Genomic DNA, 18,055 nt, shown 5'->3' on the forward strand with positions numbered 1-18,055 from the left:
ACTCAGCCCTTGGCCAGGGTCAGGTTGAGCACCTCGGCCAAACGACGACCCGCTTCGCGCAAGCGCAGCTCGGCCACCGGCAGTTCCTTGTCCACGTAGGCCTGGTCGATCTTGTGGCCATCGGGATAAATGTCGCGCGAGATCGTGCACGACTCTTCGGCCCACTGGGCGTAGGCGTTGTCGAACGGCGGGATCGGCTCGGGCAGCGTCACCGTGCCTTCGGCTTCCAGCTTGTCGGCGTAGGCCTTGTATTCGAGGCCGCGCGTCTTGAGCAGGCCCGAATCCCACACGCTGTGCAGGTTGGTGCCCTTGTCCTGGAACTGCACCTGGTAGGCGTTGCCGCCCTTGTCGTCGCGCGAGCCGCCGTGCAGCGGCTGGTGCTCGTCGCCGATGAAGTGCACGACGAACTTCAGCGCTTCCAGTCGCGTGGCATCGGACTGGCTCTTGTCGCCCAGGATCTTCACGTAGTGGTCGATGCCCTCGACCACGCACTGGCCGTCCTTGCAGTCGCGCGGCGGCGTGTAGTTGCAGTCGCCGGAGGTGAAGTCCACGTAGTGCAAGGCGCGCGTCTGCTTCCACAGCGCGTCCTTGGTGGGATCGTTGCGGATCTCGTCCGGCCAGCTGGCGATGTCGGCCAGCGACTTGGTGTGTTCCGGCGCCAGCAGGCGCTCCACTTCCGCCTCGGCCGCCGGGCTCAGGTGACGCTGGGCAATATCGGCCACCACGCTGTGGCCAAGCTGGCCCCACGCATGCACGGCGGGAGCCAGGGCGAGACAGATGAAAGCGACAGCAGCGGTTCGACGCAGGAATGGCATGGTGGCTAAGGTTCGTGTCGGGGAAACCCCAAAGTCTGCCACAGCCTCATGACAGGTCCACGCCGGCTGCTCACGCCTGGCTCGGCAAGGTGAGCAGCGTTCCGTCGCCATCGCGCAGGCTCACGTCCACGGCAATGCCCTGGCGCACGCTCTGCGTGACGATACAGAAGTCCTCGAACTGCGCGAGCACGCGATCAAGGTGTTCGAGCACTTCTGCCTTGTCGGCCAATTGAAGGTCCACCCCGATGTGCTTGATGCGCAGCCGGCCATGTTCGTTGCGCGCCATGGTCAGCGTGGACTTGGCGCCGATCGCGCCAGGCGTGTTCTTGTACTTGCGCAGCGCGAACAACAGACTGGCCGCCAGGCAGTTGGCCACGCCAGCCGCGATCAGGCGCGAGGGGTTGGGCCCGGCATCGCGCCCGAGCGGCGAGGTTTCGTCGGTGATGAGGTCGGGAATGGCCGTGTCGTCGAAGCGAACCCGGAATTCATAGTCCGACACCTGCTCCAGGGTGATCCCGAAGGTCTGTTCTGCTTCACTCATGCCAATCTCCTGCGCCGGGCGTTGCCCGAAAGAAAAGCCGATTCAAGCGCTTCTGGCCTCCCCTGAACAGCCCCACCCGGCTGATGAGGGGCCCGGATGGGAGTGCACGGCCGGTTCAGGCTAAAATGACGGTTTTACGGCGGCCCCACAGCCGCCATTTTCGTCATCTCACCGGAGGACGCTGTCCCATGGCAATCAAGGTCGCCATCAACGGTTACGGTCGCATTGGCCGCAACATCCTGCGCGCGCTGTACGAAGCCGGTCGCACCAACGAGATCCAGATCGTTGCGATCAATGACCTCGGCAATGCCGAGACCAATGCGCACCTGACCCAGTACGACACCGCCCATGGCAAGTTCCCGGGCACCGTGTCGGTGGACGGCGGCGATCTGATCGTCAACGGCGACCGCATCAAGGTCTGCGCCGAGCGCGACCCCTCCAAGCTGCCCTGGGGCGCCCTGGGCGTCGACGTGGTGCTGGAGTGCACGGGCCTCTTCACCTCCAAGGCCAAGGCCAGCGCGCACATCGCCGCCGGCGCCAAGAAGGTGATCATCTCCGCTCCGGGCGACAAGGACGTGGACGGCACCTTCGTCATCGGCGTGAACGACGACAAGCTCACCTCCAAGCTGGAAGTGATCTCCAACGCCTCCTGCACCACCAACTGCCTCGCTCCGCTGGCCAAGGTGCTGCACGAAAAGATCGGCATCCAGCGCGGCCTGATGACGACCATCCACGCCTACACCAACGACCAGGTGCTGACGGACGTCTATCACTCCGACCTGCGCCGCGCCCGTTCGGCCACGCACTCGCAGATCCCGACCAAGACCGGCGCCGCCGCTGCCGTGGGCCTGGTGCTGCCGGAACTCAACGGCAAGCTGGACGGCTTCGCCATGCGCGTGCCGACCATCAATGTGTCGGTGGTGGACCTGGTGTTCGACGCCGCGCGTCCGACCACCAAGGAAGAAGTCGACGCCGTGATCAACGAAGCCGCCAACGGCGCGCTCAAGGGTATCCTGGCCGTCAACACGCAGCCGCTGGTGTCAATCGACTTCAACCACAACCCGGCTTCGTCCACCTACGACGCCACGCAGACGCGCGTCATGGAAGGCACGCTGGTGAAGGTGCTGTCGTGGTACGACAATGAGTGGGGCTTCTCCAACCGCATGCTCGACATGACCATCGCAATGATGGCGGCCAAGTAAGCCACTCGCTGTCGCCGTGAACACAAAAGCCGGGCCCTGCCCGGCTTTTGTTTTTGAGCTTGGGGCGACCTTGCAGGCAAAAGAAAAGGCCGGAAGATCTCCGGCCTTTTTTGCGTCTGGTAGCTCGATTTAGCCCAACGCTGCGAGCGCCGCGTCGTAGTTGGGTTCGTGGGCGATCTCGCCAACGAGTTCGCTGTACACGACCTTGTTCTGCGCATCGAGCACCACCACGGCGCGCGCGGCCAAGCCGGCGAGCGGGCCCGATGCAATGGACACACCGTAGTTCTTCAGGAAGTCGTGGCCGCGCAGCGTCGACAGCGTCACCACGTTGCTCAAATCTTCCGCGCCGCAGAAACGCGCCTGCGCAAACGGCAGGTCGGCGGAAATGCACAGCACCACGGCATTGTCGAGCTGGCTGGCGTCCTGGTTGAAGTGACGCACCGACATCGCGCAGGTCGGCGTATCGACGCTGGGGAAAATGTTCAGCACCTTGCGCTTGCCTTCGAAGCTGGCCAGCGTGACGTCGGCCAGGTCCTTGCCCACCAGCGAGAACGCCGGTGCCGCCTCACCCTTGGCAGGGAAATGACCATCGACCTGGACCGGATTGCCTTTCAGCGTGACTTGGGACATGGGACACCTCGTGAGATGGGGTCCACAAGTAGAACATGCCGCAGGCCACAGGACGATAGGCTGATGTTGTCCGGTCGCGAATCAGATCGTGCGCGAGTAGCGCGGCGTGCTGGCGCCCTTGCCCAGATAGGCGTCAAAGCACATCGCGATGTTTCGCAACATCGGCCTGCCGCGCGGCGTCACGCGTATGGTCTGGGCGCACAAGGAAACCAGGCCGTCATCGACCAGGGGCTGCAGGCCGCGCAGATCCTGGGCGAAATATTCGTCGAAGACAAAACCATGCCGGTCGCCAAACTGCTGCATGTTCACCTCGCCGTGACACATCAGTTCGCCGATCACCTCACGGCGCACCAGATCGTCGCGACTCAGTTCGATGCCTTTCGTCACCGGGAGTTGCCCGGCATCCAGCGCTGCGTAATAACTGATCAGGTCGCGGGCGTTCTGGCTGTACGTGTTGGCGATGCGCCCGATGGCGCTTACGCCCAGGCCCACGATGTCGCAATCGCCATGCGTGGAATAGCCCTGGAAATTCCGCTGCAAGCTTCCTTCGCGCTGGGCACGGGCGAGTTCGTCGTCGGCGCGCGCAAAGTGGTCCATGCCGATGTACACGTAACCGGCGGCAGTCAATGTCTCCCAGGCCTTGCCCAACAATGCGAGCCGCAAGCTGGCGTGCGGCAGCTCGCCTTCGTCGATCTGTTGCTGCGCCTTGAACAGGTGGGGCAGATGCGCGTAACCGTAGATCGCGATGCGATCCGGCGACAACGCCAGCACGTCGTCCAGCGTCCGCGCAAAACCTTCGAGCGTCTGCCTGGGCAAGCCATAGATCAAATCCACGCTGGCCGACGTGAAGCCGGACCGGCGCGCCGCCGCCAGGACGTTCGCCGTCTGCACGACGCTCTGCACGCGGTTGACGGCTTTCTGCACGGCGATATCGAAATCCTGGATGCCCACCGACACACGATTGAAACCGAGCCGGCCAAGTTCGTGCATGTACGACGCATCGACATCGCGCGGGTCGATCTCGATGCCCCACTCGCGCGTGGGCGACCGCTGCATGTCGAAGTATCGCGACAGCAGCTGGAACAGGCGCTGCATGTGTTCGATGTCGAAAAAGTTCGGCGTGCCACCACCCAGGTGTAGCTGCCGCACCGGCCGTCCGCGCTCGAACAACGGGCCGAGCAGCGCGAGCTCTTTTTCCAGATGGTCGAGATACTGCGTCGCCTTGCGCGCATCGCGGGTGATCACGCGATTGCAGCCGCAGTAGAAGCAGGGACTGAAACAGAACGGCACGTGCACGTAGATCGACAACGGACCGGCGTGTTCGTTGGATGCCTGCACGGCCCGGCGCAACGCAGCCTCGCCGAAGCCGTCGTGGAACTGCGGTGCGGTGGGATAGCTGGTGTAGCGCGGCCCCGCCACGTCGTAGCGGGCGATGAGCTGCGGATCGAATTCGGGCGCGGTCGTTGGCTGACGCATGGCGGCAGTATCGCCGCCGACATGCGCAAGGCGCCTGATGAGCATCATCGAGGCGCGACACTTTGACGCCCGCCGCCGCGTAGAGCGACGGCGGGCATCGGCGTCAGCGCTTGAGCGCCGCGATGGTCTGCTCGATGGCGCCGAAGATGGACGCGCCCGATGCATCGGTCACGTCGATGCGCAGGCTGTCGCCAAAGCTCAGGAAGGGCGTGCTCGGCTTGCCGTCGCGCAGCGTTTCCACCGTGCGCTGCTCGGCCAGGCACGACGCGCCCTTGCCCGTGTCTTCATTCGCGATGGTGCCCGAGCCGACGATGGTGCCGGCGGTAAGCGGTCGCGTCTTGGCCGCGTGCGCGACGAGCTGCGCGAAGTTGAACTGCATGTCGACGCCGCACTCGGCTTCGCCGAACCACTTGCCGTTGAGCCAGGTGCGCATCGGCAAGTGCAGTTTCTCGTCCTGCCAGGCATCGCCCAGTTCGTCCGGCGTCACGAACACCGGCGACAGCGCGGAGCGCGGCTTGGACTGCAGGAAGCCGAAACCCTTGGCGAGCTCGCCGGGAATCAGGCCGCGCAGTGACACGTCGTTGACCAGGCCAACCAGCTGGATATGCGCAGCAGCCTGCGCGGGCGTCACAGCCATTGGCACGTCATCGGTGATCACCACCACTTCGGCCTCCAGGTCGATGCCGTTGTCCTCGCTCGGCACCACCACCGGGTCGCGCGGACCGAGGAAACCGGCGCTGGTCGCCTGGTACATCAGCGGATCGGTGTAGAACGATTCGGGCACTTCCGCGCCACGCGCGCGACGTACACGCTCGACGTGCGGCAGGTAGGCGCTGCCGTCCACGAATTCGTAGGCGCGCGGCAGCGGCGATGCGAGCGCGTGCATGTCGAGCGCAAAGGCTTCCTTCGCAGTGCCGCTGTTCAATTCTTCGTACAGCGCATTCAAGCGCGGCGCCGTGCTCGACCAGTCATCCAGCGCAGCCTGCAGCGTCGGAGCAATGCCGGTGGCCTTGACCGCCTGCGTCAGCGCGCGGTTGACCACGATCAGCGTGCCGTCGCGACCGCCTTCCTTCAATGAACCCAATTTCATGCTATCGCTCCAAAGGCAGCACTCAGCTGCAACCTTCCACGTAATCGATTTGTGGCGTGACGCCCACGCGCCACGCCTTGACCTTGCCGTCGGCGCCGATGTCGAAGATCAACACGCCGCCGCCTGAACCTTCCACGCGCAACTGGCTGGCACCCGGCTCGTACTTGGCTGGCGACTCGGTGCCGCCCGTGCCATACAGCGCGAGCACCTGCGCTTTGTCCATGCCAACCTTGCCACCGCCCGGCGCCGTTTCCTTGCCGCCGCTTACGTCGTAACGAACGAAGCGGCCATGTTCGAGCATGAAGGCCAGCTCTGGCGGCATCCTGGCCCACGTCGGCGCCAACATCGCACAGTCGGAACCCGACGCGGCAGCGCCGTTCAGTTCGCCGCCCCACGCTTTGCGAAACGCGGCCTCGTCCATGCCGAACCGCATGTCGCCAAAGCCGCTGTAAGTGGCCTGGCTCAAGCTGCCGTCGCCACCAGTCGCGGATGCGCTCGCCGCAGTCACGGGTGCCGTGGTCGCTGTTGCGGGCGCCGATGTCTCGTCATGCGACTGACACGAGGCGAGCATCACGCACAGCGGCAACCACCCGAACCGGCGCAGCGTCATCACCTCAACCTCCGGCGAAATGCTTGTGGATGCCCTGCCAGCATTCGAAGTAGTTGCCCTGCAGTTCCGGCGATTCCAGCGCTTGCTTGGTGGGATGGATCACGCGACGCGTCTCGAACATGAAAGCCATCGTGCCGGTGATGACGTCGGGCTGCGAAAGATCGCGCGTCGATGCCTTCTCGTAGGTGGCCGCATCGGGACCGTGCCCGCTCATGGAGTTGTGCAGCGACGCGCCGCCCGGCGAGAAACCCTCGGCCTTGGCGTCGTACTCGCCGGTGATCAGCCCCATGAATTCGCTGGCGATGTTGCGATGGAACCACGGCGGACGGAACGTGTGCTGCGCCACCAGCCAGCGCGGCGGGAAGATCACGAAATCCATGTTGCTCACGCCTTCGCTGTCGCTGGGCGAGTGCAGCACCAGGAAGATGCTGGGATCGGGATGGTCGTAGCTGATCGAGCCAATGGTGTTGAAACGGCGCAAGTCATATTTGTACGGCGCGTAATTGCCATGCCAGGCCACCACGTCCAGCGGCGAGTGATCGATGGCCGCGCGCCACAGGTTACCCTGGAACTTCGCCACCAGTTCGAACTTGCCTTCCACGTCTTCGTACGCGGCCACCGGCGTGAGGAAATCGCGCGGGTTGGCCAGGCCGTTGCTGCCGATGGGGCCGAGATCGGGCAGGCGCAGCATCGTGCCGAAGTTCTCGGCGATGTAGCCGCGCGCTGTCTCGTCCAGCAACTCCACGCGAAACCGCACGCCGCGCGGAATCACCGCAATTTCCAGCGGTTCCAGCTCGATGATGCCCATCTCGGTCGCCAGTTTCAGGCGCCCTTGCTGAGGCACGATCAGCATTTCGCCGTCGGCGTTGTAGAAGAAGCGGCCCTTCATCGAACGGTTGGCGGCGTAGACGTGGATGCCCACGCCAGTCTGGTCCGCCGCGCCGCCGTTGCCGGCCACGGTGAAAAGGCCATCGATGAAGTCGGTCGGCTCGCTGGGCAGTGGGAACGGACTCCAGCGCAGCTGGTTCGGATTGGCCGGCACCTCGTTGAAGCGGTTGTGGAAACGGCCGGCCGGCATCGCTTCAAACGGATGATGCATGGCCGCCGGGCGGATGCGGTACAACCAGCTGCGGCGATTCGCATGACGCGGCGCGGTGAACGCGGTGCCGGAAATCTGCTCGGCATACAGGCCATGCGGCGCGCTCTGCGGCGAGTTCTGCCCTTCAGGCAGCGCGCCGGGCAAGGCCTCGGTGGCGAATTCGTTGGCGAAACCCGACTGGTACTGCTGATGCTTGCTGGCTGACATAGAAGCTCCGCGATCTGCCCAAGAGGCGGGGACATACACGACCCCCGCGATCCTATTACTCTTGCCGAACGACTGTTGGCCGCCTCACTCGATGGAAGAGGCGTTGTTCTCTACTGCAACGACATCACAAGGAAACCGCATGTCCGACTCGTTCTCCTCGCTGGGCCAAGCCACGGCGAATCACTCCATCCAGGATCTCAGCCAACCGCTTGCCTCGGGCAAGGGTTGGATGAAGTTCGTGGGCATCATGTTCATCATCCAGGGCGCCGTTACCGCCATCACCATCGTCGGCATCGTCGTCGCCTGGCTGCCCATCTGGACCGGTGTGCTCCTGATGCAAGCCTCCAACGCCATCGAACGAGCCCAGATGAGCGGCGATTCCACCGCGTTGAAGGAATCCCTCGCCCGCCTTCGCACCTACTTCATCATCCAGGGAGTGCTGTACCTGGTCGGCATCGCCTGTTTCGTGCTGTACATCGTCTTCTTTGGCGCGATGTTCGCCGCGATGATGAAGAACGGCACGTTCCCGCATTGATCCGTCATGCATGGTGGCCGTCCTGCGGCGGCCACCATGCGATGTCTCACAGGAAGCCGCGCTTCATCTGGTCGCGCTCGATCGATTCGAACAACGCCTGGAAGTTGCCTTCGCCGAACCCCTCGTTGCCCTTGCGCTGGATGATCTCGAAGAAGATCGGCCCGATGTTGTTCTGCGTGAAGATCTGCAGCAGCTTGCGCTGCTTGGTCTCCGGGTCGGCATCGATGAGGATCTTGTTCCTGGCCAGGCGCGGTACGTCTTCGCCATGGTTGGGAATGCGCATGTCGATCACGTCGAAATACGTGTCCGGCGTGTCGAGGAACTGCACGCCCTGCGCGCGCATCGCTTCCACCGTGTCGTAGATGTTGTCGGTGAACAGCGCGATGTGCTGGATGCCTTCGCCGTGGTACGCATCGAGGTACTCGTTGATCTGCGACTTCGGATCGCTCGACTCGTTGAGCGGAATGCGCACGATGCCGTCCGGTGCGGTCATGGCCTTGGACACTAGGCCCGTCTTCGCACCCTTGATGTCGAAGTAGCGGATCTCGCGGAAGTTGAACAGGCGCTCGTAGTAGTCGGACCACTTCTGCATGTTGCCGAAGTAGAGGTTGTGCGTGAGGTGGTCGATGAAGGTGAGACCGAAACCCTTCGGGTTCTGGTCGGCGCCGGCGATCGGCTCGTAGTCGCCGTCGTAGATGCTGCCGTTGTCGCCGTAGCGGTCGACCAGGTACAGCACGCAATCGCCAATGCCCTTCACGGCCGGCGCCTGCACGGCCTTGGTAGCCTGGGCCTTCTCGCTCACCGCTTCGCCGCCGTTGCCGAGCACCACGTCGAACACGTCCTTCGCCGGCTTCTGGAAGCGGATGGCGAAACCGGCCGCGCACGGGCCGTGGGCCTGGGCGAATTCCGCGGCATAGGATTCGGGGTCTTCGTTCACCAGCAGATTCACGCCGCCCTGGCGGTAGACCGTGATGGGACGCGACTTGTGCTTGAGCACGGCGCTGAAGCCCATGTGCTTGAACAGGGTGTGCAGCTCGTGGCCGCGGCCCGCGGGGGCGGCGAATTCGACGAACTCGAATCCGTTGATGCCCATGGGGTTTTCGAAGGTGGTGACCTGCATGCCAAGATTGGGCTGGGCGCTCACGGGATTCTCCTGGTGGAACGGTGCTCGATGGCCCATGCCTAAGCGTGCGACCATCCTCATAATCCTCGCGTTATAGTTACATATGAAACCATTTGCAAGGAGCGCCGCAGCAGTGCCCGACGAACACCACCCCGATCACGCACCGCTGGAGCTGGAAAATTTCCTGCCTTACCGGCTTTCCATCCTGTCCAATGCGGTCAGCCAGGCCATTGCCGACGATTATCAGCGTCGATTCGACCTGAGCATGACCGAGTGGCGCGTGATGGCCGTGCTGGCCCGTTTCGAGGGCCTGTCGGCGCGCGAAGTAGCCGAGCGCACCCTGATGGACAAGGTGGCCGTGAGCCGCGCCCTGGCCAAACTGGTGGAAACCGGCTGGGTCACCCGCGCCATCCACGATGGTGACAAGCGCCGCTCCGTGCTGGGCCTGAGCGAAGCCGGCTGGGCCATCCACGAAGTGGTGGCGCCCATGGCCCGCGAGCACGAGCGCAACCTGCTGTCCAAGCTGGACGACGAGGAACGCACCTGGCTGTTGCGCATCCTGGACAAGCTTCAGGCGATCGAGCCGAAGTGAAGCAGTAGTGAGGGAAGAGGAGTGAGAAGTGAGAGCGAGCTGGCCAGGCTGGCGCTTTTCTCTCACTTCTCACTCCTCGCCACTCACTCCCGCTCTATTTCACGCCGTGCATCAGCCGGTTGATCAGCGGCGCTATCAGGAACAACAGCGCGCCCGCCCCAGTCAGCAGCCAGAAGCTGAAAGTGAAACCGCTGAGCGCCGAGGCGACGGTCATGCCGGTCTTGCCGCTCACGTGGCCAGCGAAAATGCCTGACAGGTTGTTGCCAATGCCGGTGGAGAGGAACCAGCCGCCCATCGCGAAACCCACCAGGCGCACCGGCGCGAGCTTGGTCACCATCGACAGGCCGATCGGCGACAGGCACAGCTCGCCCAGTGTCTGCAGCACGTACACCAGCACCAGCGGCCAGAACGGGATGAGGTTACGGCTGTCCACGAGGCTGGAGAGCGCATACATCAGCACCACGAAAGCGACCGCATTGCCCAGCAGGCCCAGGCCGAACTTGCGCGGAATCGAAGGCTCCATGTTGTGCTTGTCCAGCCAGCCCCAGGCCAGCGACACGAACGGCGCAAGCAACACCAGCGACAGCGGCGCCACCGACTGGAACCAGCCCACCGGGAATTCCCAGCCGCCGAACATCTGGCGATCCACGATGTTCTGCGCGAGGAAGTTGAACGAGCTGCCGGCCTGTTCGTAGAACATCCAGAACAGCACGTTGAAGACGAAGATGATCAGCATCGCGATCACGCGATTGCGCTGCACCTTGCCCTCGCGAAAGCCTTCCACCAGCAGCAGCAACGAAAGGCCCACGAACAGCACGCTCAGCATCCACTGCAGCACGATGGCGCCGGCCTTGGCCATCACCAGGTAGACCAGTGGGATGGCCAGCACGCAGCCGATCAGCACATAGACCACGCGCATGCGGTTGGCCTGATCCGGCGCCGGGCGACCCACGCCCTTGAGCTGCCGGCGTCCGATCCAGAACCACACCAGGCTGATCAGCATGCCGATGCCCGATGCCAGGAATACGAGCTTGTAGTTCTGCTGCATCGGCGTGTCGGTGAAATAGCTGGCCATCCAGCCCGTCACCAGCGGCGACACCAACGCGCCCGCATTGATGCCCATGTAGAACAGCGTGAAGCCACGGTCGCGGCGTGCGTCGCTCACGCCGTAGAGCTGTCCCACCATCGAGGAAATGTTGGGCTTGAACAAGCCGTTGCCCACGATCACGGTGGAAAGCCCGAGCAGGAAGATCTGCTCGTTCGGCAACATGATCATGAACAGGCCTGCCGACATCACCACCGCGCCGACCAGGATGGAGCGCTGGTAGCCGATGATGCGGTCGGCCACGTAGCCGCCAAACACCGCCGCGGCGTAGACCAGCGCCAGGTAGGCGCCATAGGTGCGGCTGGCAAAGCCCTGTCCGGACGGATCGCCGTGGAAGAACTCCGCCACGATGTACAGCGTCAGCGCCCAGCGCATGCCGTAGAACGCGAAGCGCTCCCAGAATTCCGTCATGAAGAGCATCCACAACGGACGCGGATGCCCCATGGTCTGCGGGTAATCAGGCGCCGTCGATGCGGTGGCGGTGGTCGTCTCGCTCATGCAAACCCCGGGAAGGTCGGTGAGGCACTCGCGTGCCGGTCGAAAGTTTTTGCGAATCCGGACATGTAACCGGCCGCCACAAGGCTCGTCAAATGCACCGCACCATTCCCAGTTCCACAACGCAGCTCAACGTATGCCGTGCATCAGCCGGTTGATCAAGGGCGAAATCAGCAACAGCAACACGCCTGCGCCGGCCAGCAACCAGAAACTGAAAGTGAAACCCGCCAGCGCAGACGCCGCCGTCATGCCGCTTTCGCCGCTGATGCGACCGGCGAGCAGTCCAGACAGGTTGCCACCCACTGCCATCGACAGGAACCACCCGCCCATCGCCACACCCACCAGTCGCGGCGGCGCCAGCTTGGTCACCATCGACAGGCCGATCGGCGACAGGCACAGCTCGCCGATGGTCTGCAGCACATAGCAGGCCGTCAACGGCCAGAACGGGATCAAGCCATGGCTGTCGACCGAATACGTGAGCGCGTACATCAGCGCCGTGAAACCCAAACCGTTGAACACCAGGCCAAGGCCAAACTTGCGCGGAATCGACGGTTCCCTGTGGCGACGTGCCAGCAACGACCATACCTGCGTCACCAGCGGCGCCAGCACGATGATCGCCAGCGGACTCACCGACTGGAACCAGCCCACGGGAAATTCCCAGCCACCGAACATCTGGCGGTCGACCATGTTGGCCGCCAGGAAATTGAACGACGTACCGAGCTGGAAGTAGAACATCCAGAACAGGATGTTGAAGGCAAAGATGATGAGCATCGCGATCACGCGATGCAGCTGCACGCGGTCATGCCGCACTGCCTCGACGATGAGCATCGCAGCCACGCCCACGAACAGCAGGCTCAGCAACCACTGCAGGCCATTCGCGCCGATGAAGGCCAACAGCAGATACACCAGCGGTACCGCCACGGCCACGCCCAGCAACACCCAGATCACGCGCGTGCGACTGGCCGCTTCCGGCGCCGGACGACCCACGCTGTGCAGGCCGCGACGACCAAACCAGAACCACAGCAGGCTCAACACCATGCCCACGCCAGCAGCACCGAACACGATGCGGTAGTTCTCCTGCGTCGGCGTATCGGTGAAATAGCTGGCCAGCCAGCCCGTCAGCAGCGGCGCCAGCAGCGCACCGCCATTGATGCCCATGTAGAACAGCGTGAAACCGCGATCGCGGCGTTCGTCCTTCGGGCCATACAGCTGGCCGACCATCGACGAGATATTCGGCTTGAACAGGCCATTGCCCACCACGACCATGGCCAGGCCGAACAGGAACAACTCCTTGCTCGGCAACATCACCACAAACAAGCCAACCGCCATCACGAGCGCGCCGATCAGGATCGAGCGCTGATAACCGATGACCTTGTCCGCCACGTAGCCGCCGAAAATGCTCGTGGCGTAGATCAGCGCCGTATAAGCTCCGTAAATTTTGCTAGCCCACGCTTCGCCCGACGAATCGCCGTGATAGAAATGGGCCACGATGTACAACGCCAGAGCCCAGCTCACGCTGTAGAACGCGAAGCGCTCCCAGAACTCCGTCATGAACAACATCCACAGCGGGCGCGGATGCCCCAGCGTCTGCGGAAAATCAGGCACCGGCGCGCGCGCGGTTTCAGTGGTGTTGCTCATGCATGCCCCTTTGCAAACAAATGGCGCGAACGCCAGCGAAATTTTTTGAATACGTGTTGGTCGGCAACTTTCCAGACTCTCCTCACCGTCATTCCCGCGAAAGCGGGAATCCAGTGACTTTAGCTTTTCCACTCAGACTGAACATCGAAAGGCGCTGGATTCCCGCTTTCGCGGGAATGACGGTGCGTTACGTCCCCAACTCTGTCCTTACATCCAGCAATTCCGGGAAAAACTCCAGGTCGAGCGCTTTCTTGAGGAACGCCACGCCGGAGGAACCACCGGTGCCGCGGCGATGTCCGATGATCCGCTCCACGGTTTTCATATGGCGGAAACGCCAAAGCTGGAAACTCTCCTCCACATCCACGAGCTGCTCGCACATGTGGTACTCGGGCCAGAAGGTCGAACGGTTTTCGTAAATGCGCTTGAGCACGGGCAGCAAACCATCATGCCGTCGGTAAGGCTGGGACCAGTCGCGTTGCGTCAACTCGGCCGGCACATCGTGCCCGCGGCGCGCGAGATGGCAGAGGAATTCGTCGTAGAGGCTCGGCGCTTCCAGCACCTCGCGCAGCGTGGCCTGCGCCGCAGGATCGTACGCAAACACGGCCAGCATCTGCGCATTCTTGTTGCCGAGCAGGAATTCGATCTGCCGGTATTGCAGCGACTGGAAGCCCGACGAGGCACCCAGCACGCCACGGAATTCCAGGTATTCGGCCGGCGTCAGCGTTTCCAGCACCGCCCACTGCTCGAACAGCTGGCGCTGCACCTGCTTCACGCGCGCCAATATCTTCAGGCATGGATCGATCTCATCGCGGCGCAGATGCACCAATGCCGCTTTCAGCTCGTGAATGATCAGCTTCATCCACAGCTCCGCCACCTGATGCTGGGTGATGAAAAGCATTTCATCGTGATGCGGCGGGTCGCTCAGCGGCTGCTGGGCGGTAAGCAACTGGTCCAGGCGCAGGTAGCCGCCATAGGTCAGCCGGCCGTTCAGGTCGAGTTCGATGCCGGCCTCGAGGTCGCGCTGGTTCTCGGTCATGTCAGTCCGGGAAGCGGGGAAAACCCGCATGTTACCCGGTGTGAAGACCATCGCCGTACCAGTGCGCATGCTGCACCGTGCCTTGCAGCGCAACATGCCCGCCTGTAATCATTTCCGTCTTGCTCAGGGCGTAAGAGCCAGTTCGAACAGGCTCTTAGTCGCGCCGCCGGCCCCACTGGATGGGCCGCCGCTGCCCCGGCACCCCACTTTCTCATTACTCACTCCGGGAGCGAGTCGTGTCTATCGCCGCCAAGTTTGAAATCGAATACCTCCAGTATCTCGATGCTGAAGGTAAGCAGGTTCGTGACGACCTGCCTGAATTCGCCAAAGACCTCAACCACATGGTCGAGCTGTACAAGCTGATGCTGTCGACCCGCGTGTTCGACGCGAAGTCCGTCGCCCTGCAGCGCACCGGCAAGCTCGGCACCTATGCCAGCTGCCTGGGACACGAAGCGGCGCATGTGGGCATCGGCAGCGCCATGAAGCCCGAAGACGTGCTCGCGCCCAGCTATCGCGAATACGGCGCACAGCTGTACCGCGGCGTGCAGCCGCGCGAGGTGTACATGTACTGGGGCGGCGACGAGCGCGGCAACGATTACCAGAAAGAACCGGCACGCCACGATTTCGCGTGGTCGGTGCCGATCGCCACGCAGTGCCTGCATGCCGCCGGTTCCGCGCTGGCGTTCAAGATCCGCAACGAAAAGCGCGTGGCCGTGTGCACCATCGGTGACGGCGGTTCGTCCAAGGGCGACTTCTACGGCGCCATCAACATCACCGGCGCACAGAACCTGCCGATGGTGGCGGTGATCGTGAACAACCAGTGGGCCATTTCGGTGCCGCGCAAGATCCAGTCCGGCGCGCCGACGCTGGCGCAGAAGGGCATTGCGGCTGGCCTGTTCTCTATCCAGGTGGACGGCAACGACATCATCGCCGTGCGCAAGGCGATGGAAGACGCGCTGGACCGTGCACGCAACGGCCAGGGCGGCAGCGTGATCGAGGCGGTGACCTACCGCCTCTCCGACCACACCACCGCCGACGACGCACGCCGTTACCGCGGCGAGCAGGAAGTGAAGGACGCCTGGGCGAAGGAGCCGATGAAGCGCCTGCGCAACTGGCTGGTGGCCAAGGGCGTGTGGGACGACGCCAAGGAAGAGGCCTGGAAGGCGGAGTGCGACGACTGGATGGACAACGAGGTGAACGCTTACCTCGAGACCAAGACGCAGCCCGTCACGGCGATGTTCGACTACACCTTCGCCGAAGTGCCCGCCGATCTCGCCAAGCAGCGCGATCTCGCCATCCAGCTCGACAAGAAGGCCCATTAAGTCATGGCACAGATCACCCTTATCGAAGCCGTTACCCAGGCACTCGCCTATGAAATGGCGCACGACGACAGCGTCGTGGTGCTGGGCGAAGACGTCGGCGTCAACGGTGGCGTGTTCCGCGCCACCCAGGGCCTGCAGGAAAAGTTCGGCGAACTGCGCGTGCTCGACACGCCGCTGGATGAAACCACCATTGCTGGCGTCACCGTGGGCCTCGCCGCCCAGGGCATGAAGCCCGTCGCCGAAGCGCAGTTCGAAGGCTTCATCTATCCGATGATGGAGCAGATCGCCTGCCACGCCGCCCGCATGCGCAACCGTACGCGCGGCCGCATCACCGTGCCGGCCGTGTGGCGCGCACCGTGGGGCGGTGGCATTCGCGCACCGGAGCACCACTCCGAAGCGAACGAGCACCTGTTCACCAATATCCCGGGCCTGCGCGTGGTGATGCCGTCGTCGCCGGCGCGTGCCTACGGCTTGCTGCTCGCCGCCATCCGCGATCCGGATCCGGTGATGTTCTTCGAGCCCAAGCGCATCTACCGCCAGTACAAGGAAGAAGTGCCCGATGATGGCGAGGCGCTGCCGCTGGACGTGTGCTTCGTGCTGCGCGACGGCACCGACGTCACCCTGGTCTCGTGGGGCGCGCAGGTGAAGGAAGCGCTGGAAGCGGCCGACGCGCTCGCCGAGGAAGGCATCAGCGCCGAAGTCATCGACGTGGCCACGCTGACCCCGCTGGACTTCGACACCATCGCCGAATCGGTGCAGAAGACCGGCCGCTGTGTGATCGTGCACGAAGCCCCGAAAACCGCGGGTTTCGGCGCCGAAATCGCCGCGCGCCTCGCCGAGGAATGCATGTACGACCTGCTGGCGCCGGTCGAACGCGTCAGCGGCTACGACACGCACATCCCGCTGTTCCGCCTGGAAATGAAGTACATGCCGAGCGCCGAGCGTGTGGTGGAAGCCGCCAAGCGCGCGCTGGCAAACAGCTAAAATCTTTCCGCGCTCGTCGTTCCCGCGAAGGCGGGAACCCAGCGCCTCGAATCAAGACACTGGATCCCCGCCTTCGCGGGGATGACGACCAAACAAATTCGCGAGAATCAACATGGCCGACATCAAGACTTTCTACCTGCCCGACCTCGGCGAAGGCCTGCCCGACGCTACCATCGTCGAGTGGCACGTGAAGGAAGGCGACACCATCAAGCTCGACGCACCGCTGTGCTCGATGGAAACGGCCAAGGCCGTCGTCGACGTGCCTTCGCCGTACACCGGCAAGGTGACCAAGCTGCACGGCGCCGCGGGCGACATCATCGAGACCGGTTCGGCGCTCGCCGAATTCGAGCCCGACCCGAACGCCAAGCAGCGTGCCGAAGCCGAGGCCACCGGCCACCACCACGGCCCGAAGAAGGGCGCCGGCAGTGCTGCCGCCGAACCCAAGAAGGTCGTCGCCTCCGATGAAGGCGGCGAGATCGACAGCGGCAACGGCAAATCCGAGCGCGAAGACGAAGGCACCGTCGTCGGCGCCATGGTCTCCGGCAGCCACGTGCACGTGGAGCAGGCTTCCAGCGTCGGCGGCGTGAAGGCCGTGCCGGCCGTGCGCGCGCTGGCCAAGAAGCTCAAGGTCGACCTCACCCGCGTGCAGCCCTCGGGCGCCGACGGCGTGGTGACCATGCAGGACGTGAAGAACGCCGCCGCGAACGGCAGCGCTGCGCTCGGCGCCGCGCCGGCTCGCAGCAGCGTGCCCGCGTCCGCCGGTCGCCACCTCGCCCCGCCGCTGCCGGAGCCGGAAGCTCCGCGCACCGCCACTTCGCTCGCCGGCAAGCCGGTGCGCACCGCGCCGCCGAGCGTGCAGGCCAGCGGCCAGCCGGAACAGCTCAAGGGCGTGCGTCGCAACATGGCGCGCGTGATGGCCGACGCCCACGCCAACGTGGTGCCGACCACGCTGATGGACGACGCCGATCTGCACGCATGGATCGGCAAGCAGGACATCACCGCACGTCTCATCCGTTCGATCGTGGTGGCATGCAAGACCGTGCCGGCGCTCAACGCCTGGTTCGACGGCAAGAACCTCACCCGCACGCTGCATCCGCACGTGGACATCGGCATTGCCGTAGACACCGAGGAAGGTCTGTTCGTGCCCGCGCTGCGCAACGCCGACGTGCTTGACGGCGCCGGCATCCGCGCCGCCATCAAGCGCCTGCGTACGTCGGTGGAAGACCGCACGATTCCGGCCTCGGAACTCTCGGGCTACACCATCAGCCTGTCGAACTTCGGCATGTTCGCCGGTCGCTACGCTACGCCGGTCGTCGTGCCGCCGTGCGTCGCCATCGTCGGCGCGGGCAAGCTGAGCCACGACGTGGTGGCCGTGATGGGCGGCATCGAAGTGCATCGCCGCATGCCGATCTCCATCACCTTCGACCATCGCGCTGCCACCGGCGGCGAAGCCGCGCGCTTCCTCAAGGCGCTGCTGGACGATTTGTCGCTGCCGAACTGAATGCAGTAAGCGTTGAAGAAGAGCCCCGGCCATGCCGGGGCTTTTTTTGCTGCA

The 18,055-nt window shown here is 63.9% G+C and carries 17 protein-coding genes; 6 read left to right on the forward strand and 11 right to left on the reverse strand.

The genetic code is table 11. The features are described from left to right. Positions 1-2: 2 nt before the first annotated feature. Both ABIC75_RS12620 and ABIC75_RS12625 read right to left on the reverse strand, forming a co-directional pair. On the reverse strand, positions 3-815 hold the full coding sequence (locus ABIC75_RS12620) for a S1/P1 nuclease (protein ID WP_354014204.1): 813 nt from the start codon (positions 813-815) through the stop codon (positions 3-5). Between the two features lie 70 nt (positions 816-885). Continuing rightward, complete coding sequence (locus tag ABIC75_RS12625) at positions 886-1,356, reverse strand: OsmC family protein (RefSeq protein WP_354014205.1); 471 nt, start codon at positions 1,354-1,356, stop codon at positions 886-888. 188 nt (positions 1,357-1,544) lie between these two features. Between ABIC75_RS12625 and gap the strand changes: the two genes are divergently transcribed. Beyond that, on the forward strand, positions 1,545-2,558 hold the full coding sequence (gene gap / locus ABIC75_RS12630) for a type I glyceraldehyde-3-phosphate dehydrogenase (RefSeq protein ID WP_354014206.1): 1,014 nt from the start codon (positions 1,545-1,547) through the stop codon (positions 2,556-2,558). A 129-nt stretch (positions 2,559-2,687) separates the two neighbouring features. Here the strand turns inward: gap and tpx are convergent, their stop codons facing one another. From tpx to hmgA, 5 genes are all read right to left on the reverse strand, one after another. Continuing rightward, a complete protein-coding gene (gene tpx / locus ABIC75_RS12635) occupies positions 2,688-3,188 on the reverse strand; it encodes a thiol peroxidase (RefSeq protein WP_354014207.1) in 501 nt (166 codons plus the stop codon). Between the two features lie 81 nt (positions 3,189-3,269). Continuing rightward, a complete protein-coding gene (gene hemN / locus ABIC75_RS12640; RefSeq protein WP_354014208.1) occupies positions 3,270-4,664 on the reverse strand; it encodes an oxygen-independent coproporphyrinogen III oxidase in 1,395 nt (464 codons plus the stop codon). A 103-nt stretch (positions 4,665-4,767) separates the two neighbouring features. Beyond that, a complete protein-coding gene (locus ABIC75_RS12645) occupies positions 4,768-5,754 on the reverse strand; it encodes a fumarylacetoacetate hydrolase family protein (protein WP_354014209.1) in 987 nt (328 codons plus the stop codon). A 22-nt stretch (positions 5,755-5,776) separates the two neighbouring features. Beyond that, complete coding sequence (locus tag ABIC75_RS12650) at positions 5,777-6,364, reverse strand: lectin (protein ID WP_354014210.1); 588 nt, start codon at positions 6,362-6,364, stop codon at positions 5,777-5,779. Positions 6,365-6,368: 4 nt separating this feature from the next. Continuing rightward, complete coding sequence (gene hmgA / locus ABIC75_RS12655) at positions 6,369-7,670, reverse strand: homogentisate 1,2-dioxygenase (protein WP_354014211.1); 1,302 nt, start codon at positions 7,668-7,670, stop codon at positions 6,369-6,371. A gap of 139 nt (positions 7,671-7,809) precedes the next feature. Here hmgA and ABIC75_RS12660 point away from each other — a divergent pair, with 139 nt between their 5' ends. Beyond that, complete coding sequence (locus ABIC75_RS12660) at positions 7,810-8,205, forward strand: DUF5362 domain-containing protein (RefSeq protein ID WP_354014212.1); 396 nt, start codon at positions 7,810-7,812, stop codon at positions 8,203-8,205. Between the two features lie 46 nt (positions 8,206-8,251). Here the strand turns inward: ABIC75_RS12660 and hppD are convergent, their stop codons facing one another. Continuing rightward, a complete protein-coding gene (hppD, locus tag ABIC75_RS12665; protein ID WP_436407924.1) occupies positions 8,252-9,325 on the reverse strand; it encodes a 4-hydroxyphenylpyruvate dioxygenase in 1,074 nt (357 codons plus the stop codon). Between the two features lie 106 nt (positions 9,326-9,431). Here hppD and ABIC75_RS12670 point away from each other — a divergent pair, with 106 nt between their 5' ends. Then, complete coding sequence (locus tag ABIC75_RS12670) at positions 9,432-9,920, forward strand: MarR family winged helix-turn-helix transcriptional regulator (RefSeq protein ID WP_354014213.1); 489 nt, start codon at positions 9,432-9,434, stop codon at positions 9,918-9,920. Positions 9,921-10,014: 94 nt separating this feature from the next. On the opposite strand, the gene ABIC75_RS12675 is transcribed toward ABIC75_RS12670, so the two are convergent. From ABIC75_RS12675 to ABIC75_RS12685, 3 genes are all read right to left on the reverse strand, one after another. Then, positions 10,015-11,523, reverse strand: coding sequence for a peptide MFS transporter (locus ABIC75_RS12675; protein ID WP_354014214.1), 1,509 nt, complete (start codon positions 11,521-11,523; stop codon positions 10,015-10,017). Between the two features lie 126 nt (positions 11,524-11,649). Then, positions 11,650-13,158, reverse strand: a complete 1,509-nt coding sequence (locus tag ABIC75_RS12680; protein WP_354014215.1) for a peptide MFS transporter — start codon at positions 13,156-13,158, stop codon at positions 11,650-11,652. 187 nt (positions 13,159-13,345) lie between these two features. Beyond that, positions 13,346-14,194, reverse strand: coding sequence for a tryptophan 2,3-dioxygenase (locus ABIC75_RS12685; protein ID WP_354014216.1), 849 nt, complete (start codon positions 14,192-14,194; stop codon positions 13,346-13,348). Positions 14,195-14,430: 236 nt separating this feature from the next. On the opposite strand from ABIC75_RS12685, the gene pdhA reads away from it, so the two are divergent. From pdhA to ABIC75_RS12700, 3 genes are all read left to right on the forward strand, one after another. Beyond that, a complete protein-coding gene (gene pdhA, locus ABIC75_RS12690) occupies positions 14,431-15,516 on the forward strand; it encodes a pyruvate dehydrogenase (acetyl-transferring) E1 component subunit alpha (RefSeq protein WP_354014217.1) in 1,086 nt (361 codons plus the stop codon). A gap of 3 nt (positions 15,517-15,519) precedes the next feature. Beyond that, the gene (locus tag ABIC75_RS12695; protein ID WP_354014218.1) at positions 15,520-16,500 is read left to right on the forward strand and encodes an alpha-ketoacid dehydrogenase subunit beta; all 981 of its coding nucleotides are present in this window, start codon (positions 15,520-15,522) and stop codon (positions 16,498-16,500) included. Between the two features lie 112 nt (positions 16,501-16,612). Beyond that, entirely contained in the window at positions 16,613-18,001 is a 1,389-nt protein-coding gene (locus ABIC75_RS12700; RefSeq protein WP_354014219.1) for a dihydrolipoamide acetyltransferase family protein, read from the forward strand. Positions 18,002-18,055: the final 54 nt, after the last annotated feature.

Origin of the sequence: Dyella japonica, assembly GCF_040545895.1 — a bacterium.
GTDB lineage: Bacteria > Pseudomonadota > Gammaproteobacteria > Xanthomonadales > Rhodanobacteraceae > Dyella > Dyella japonica_D.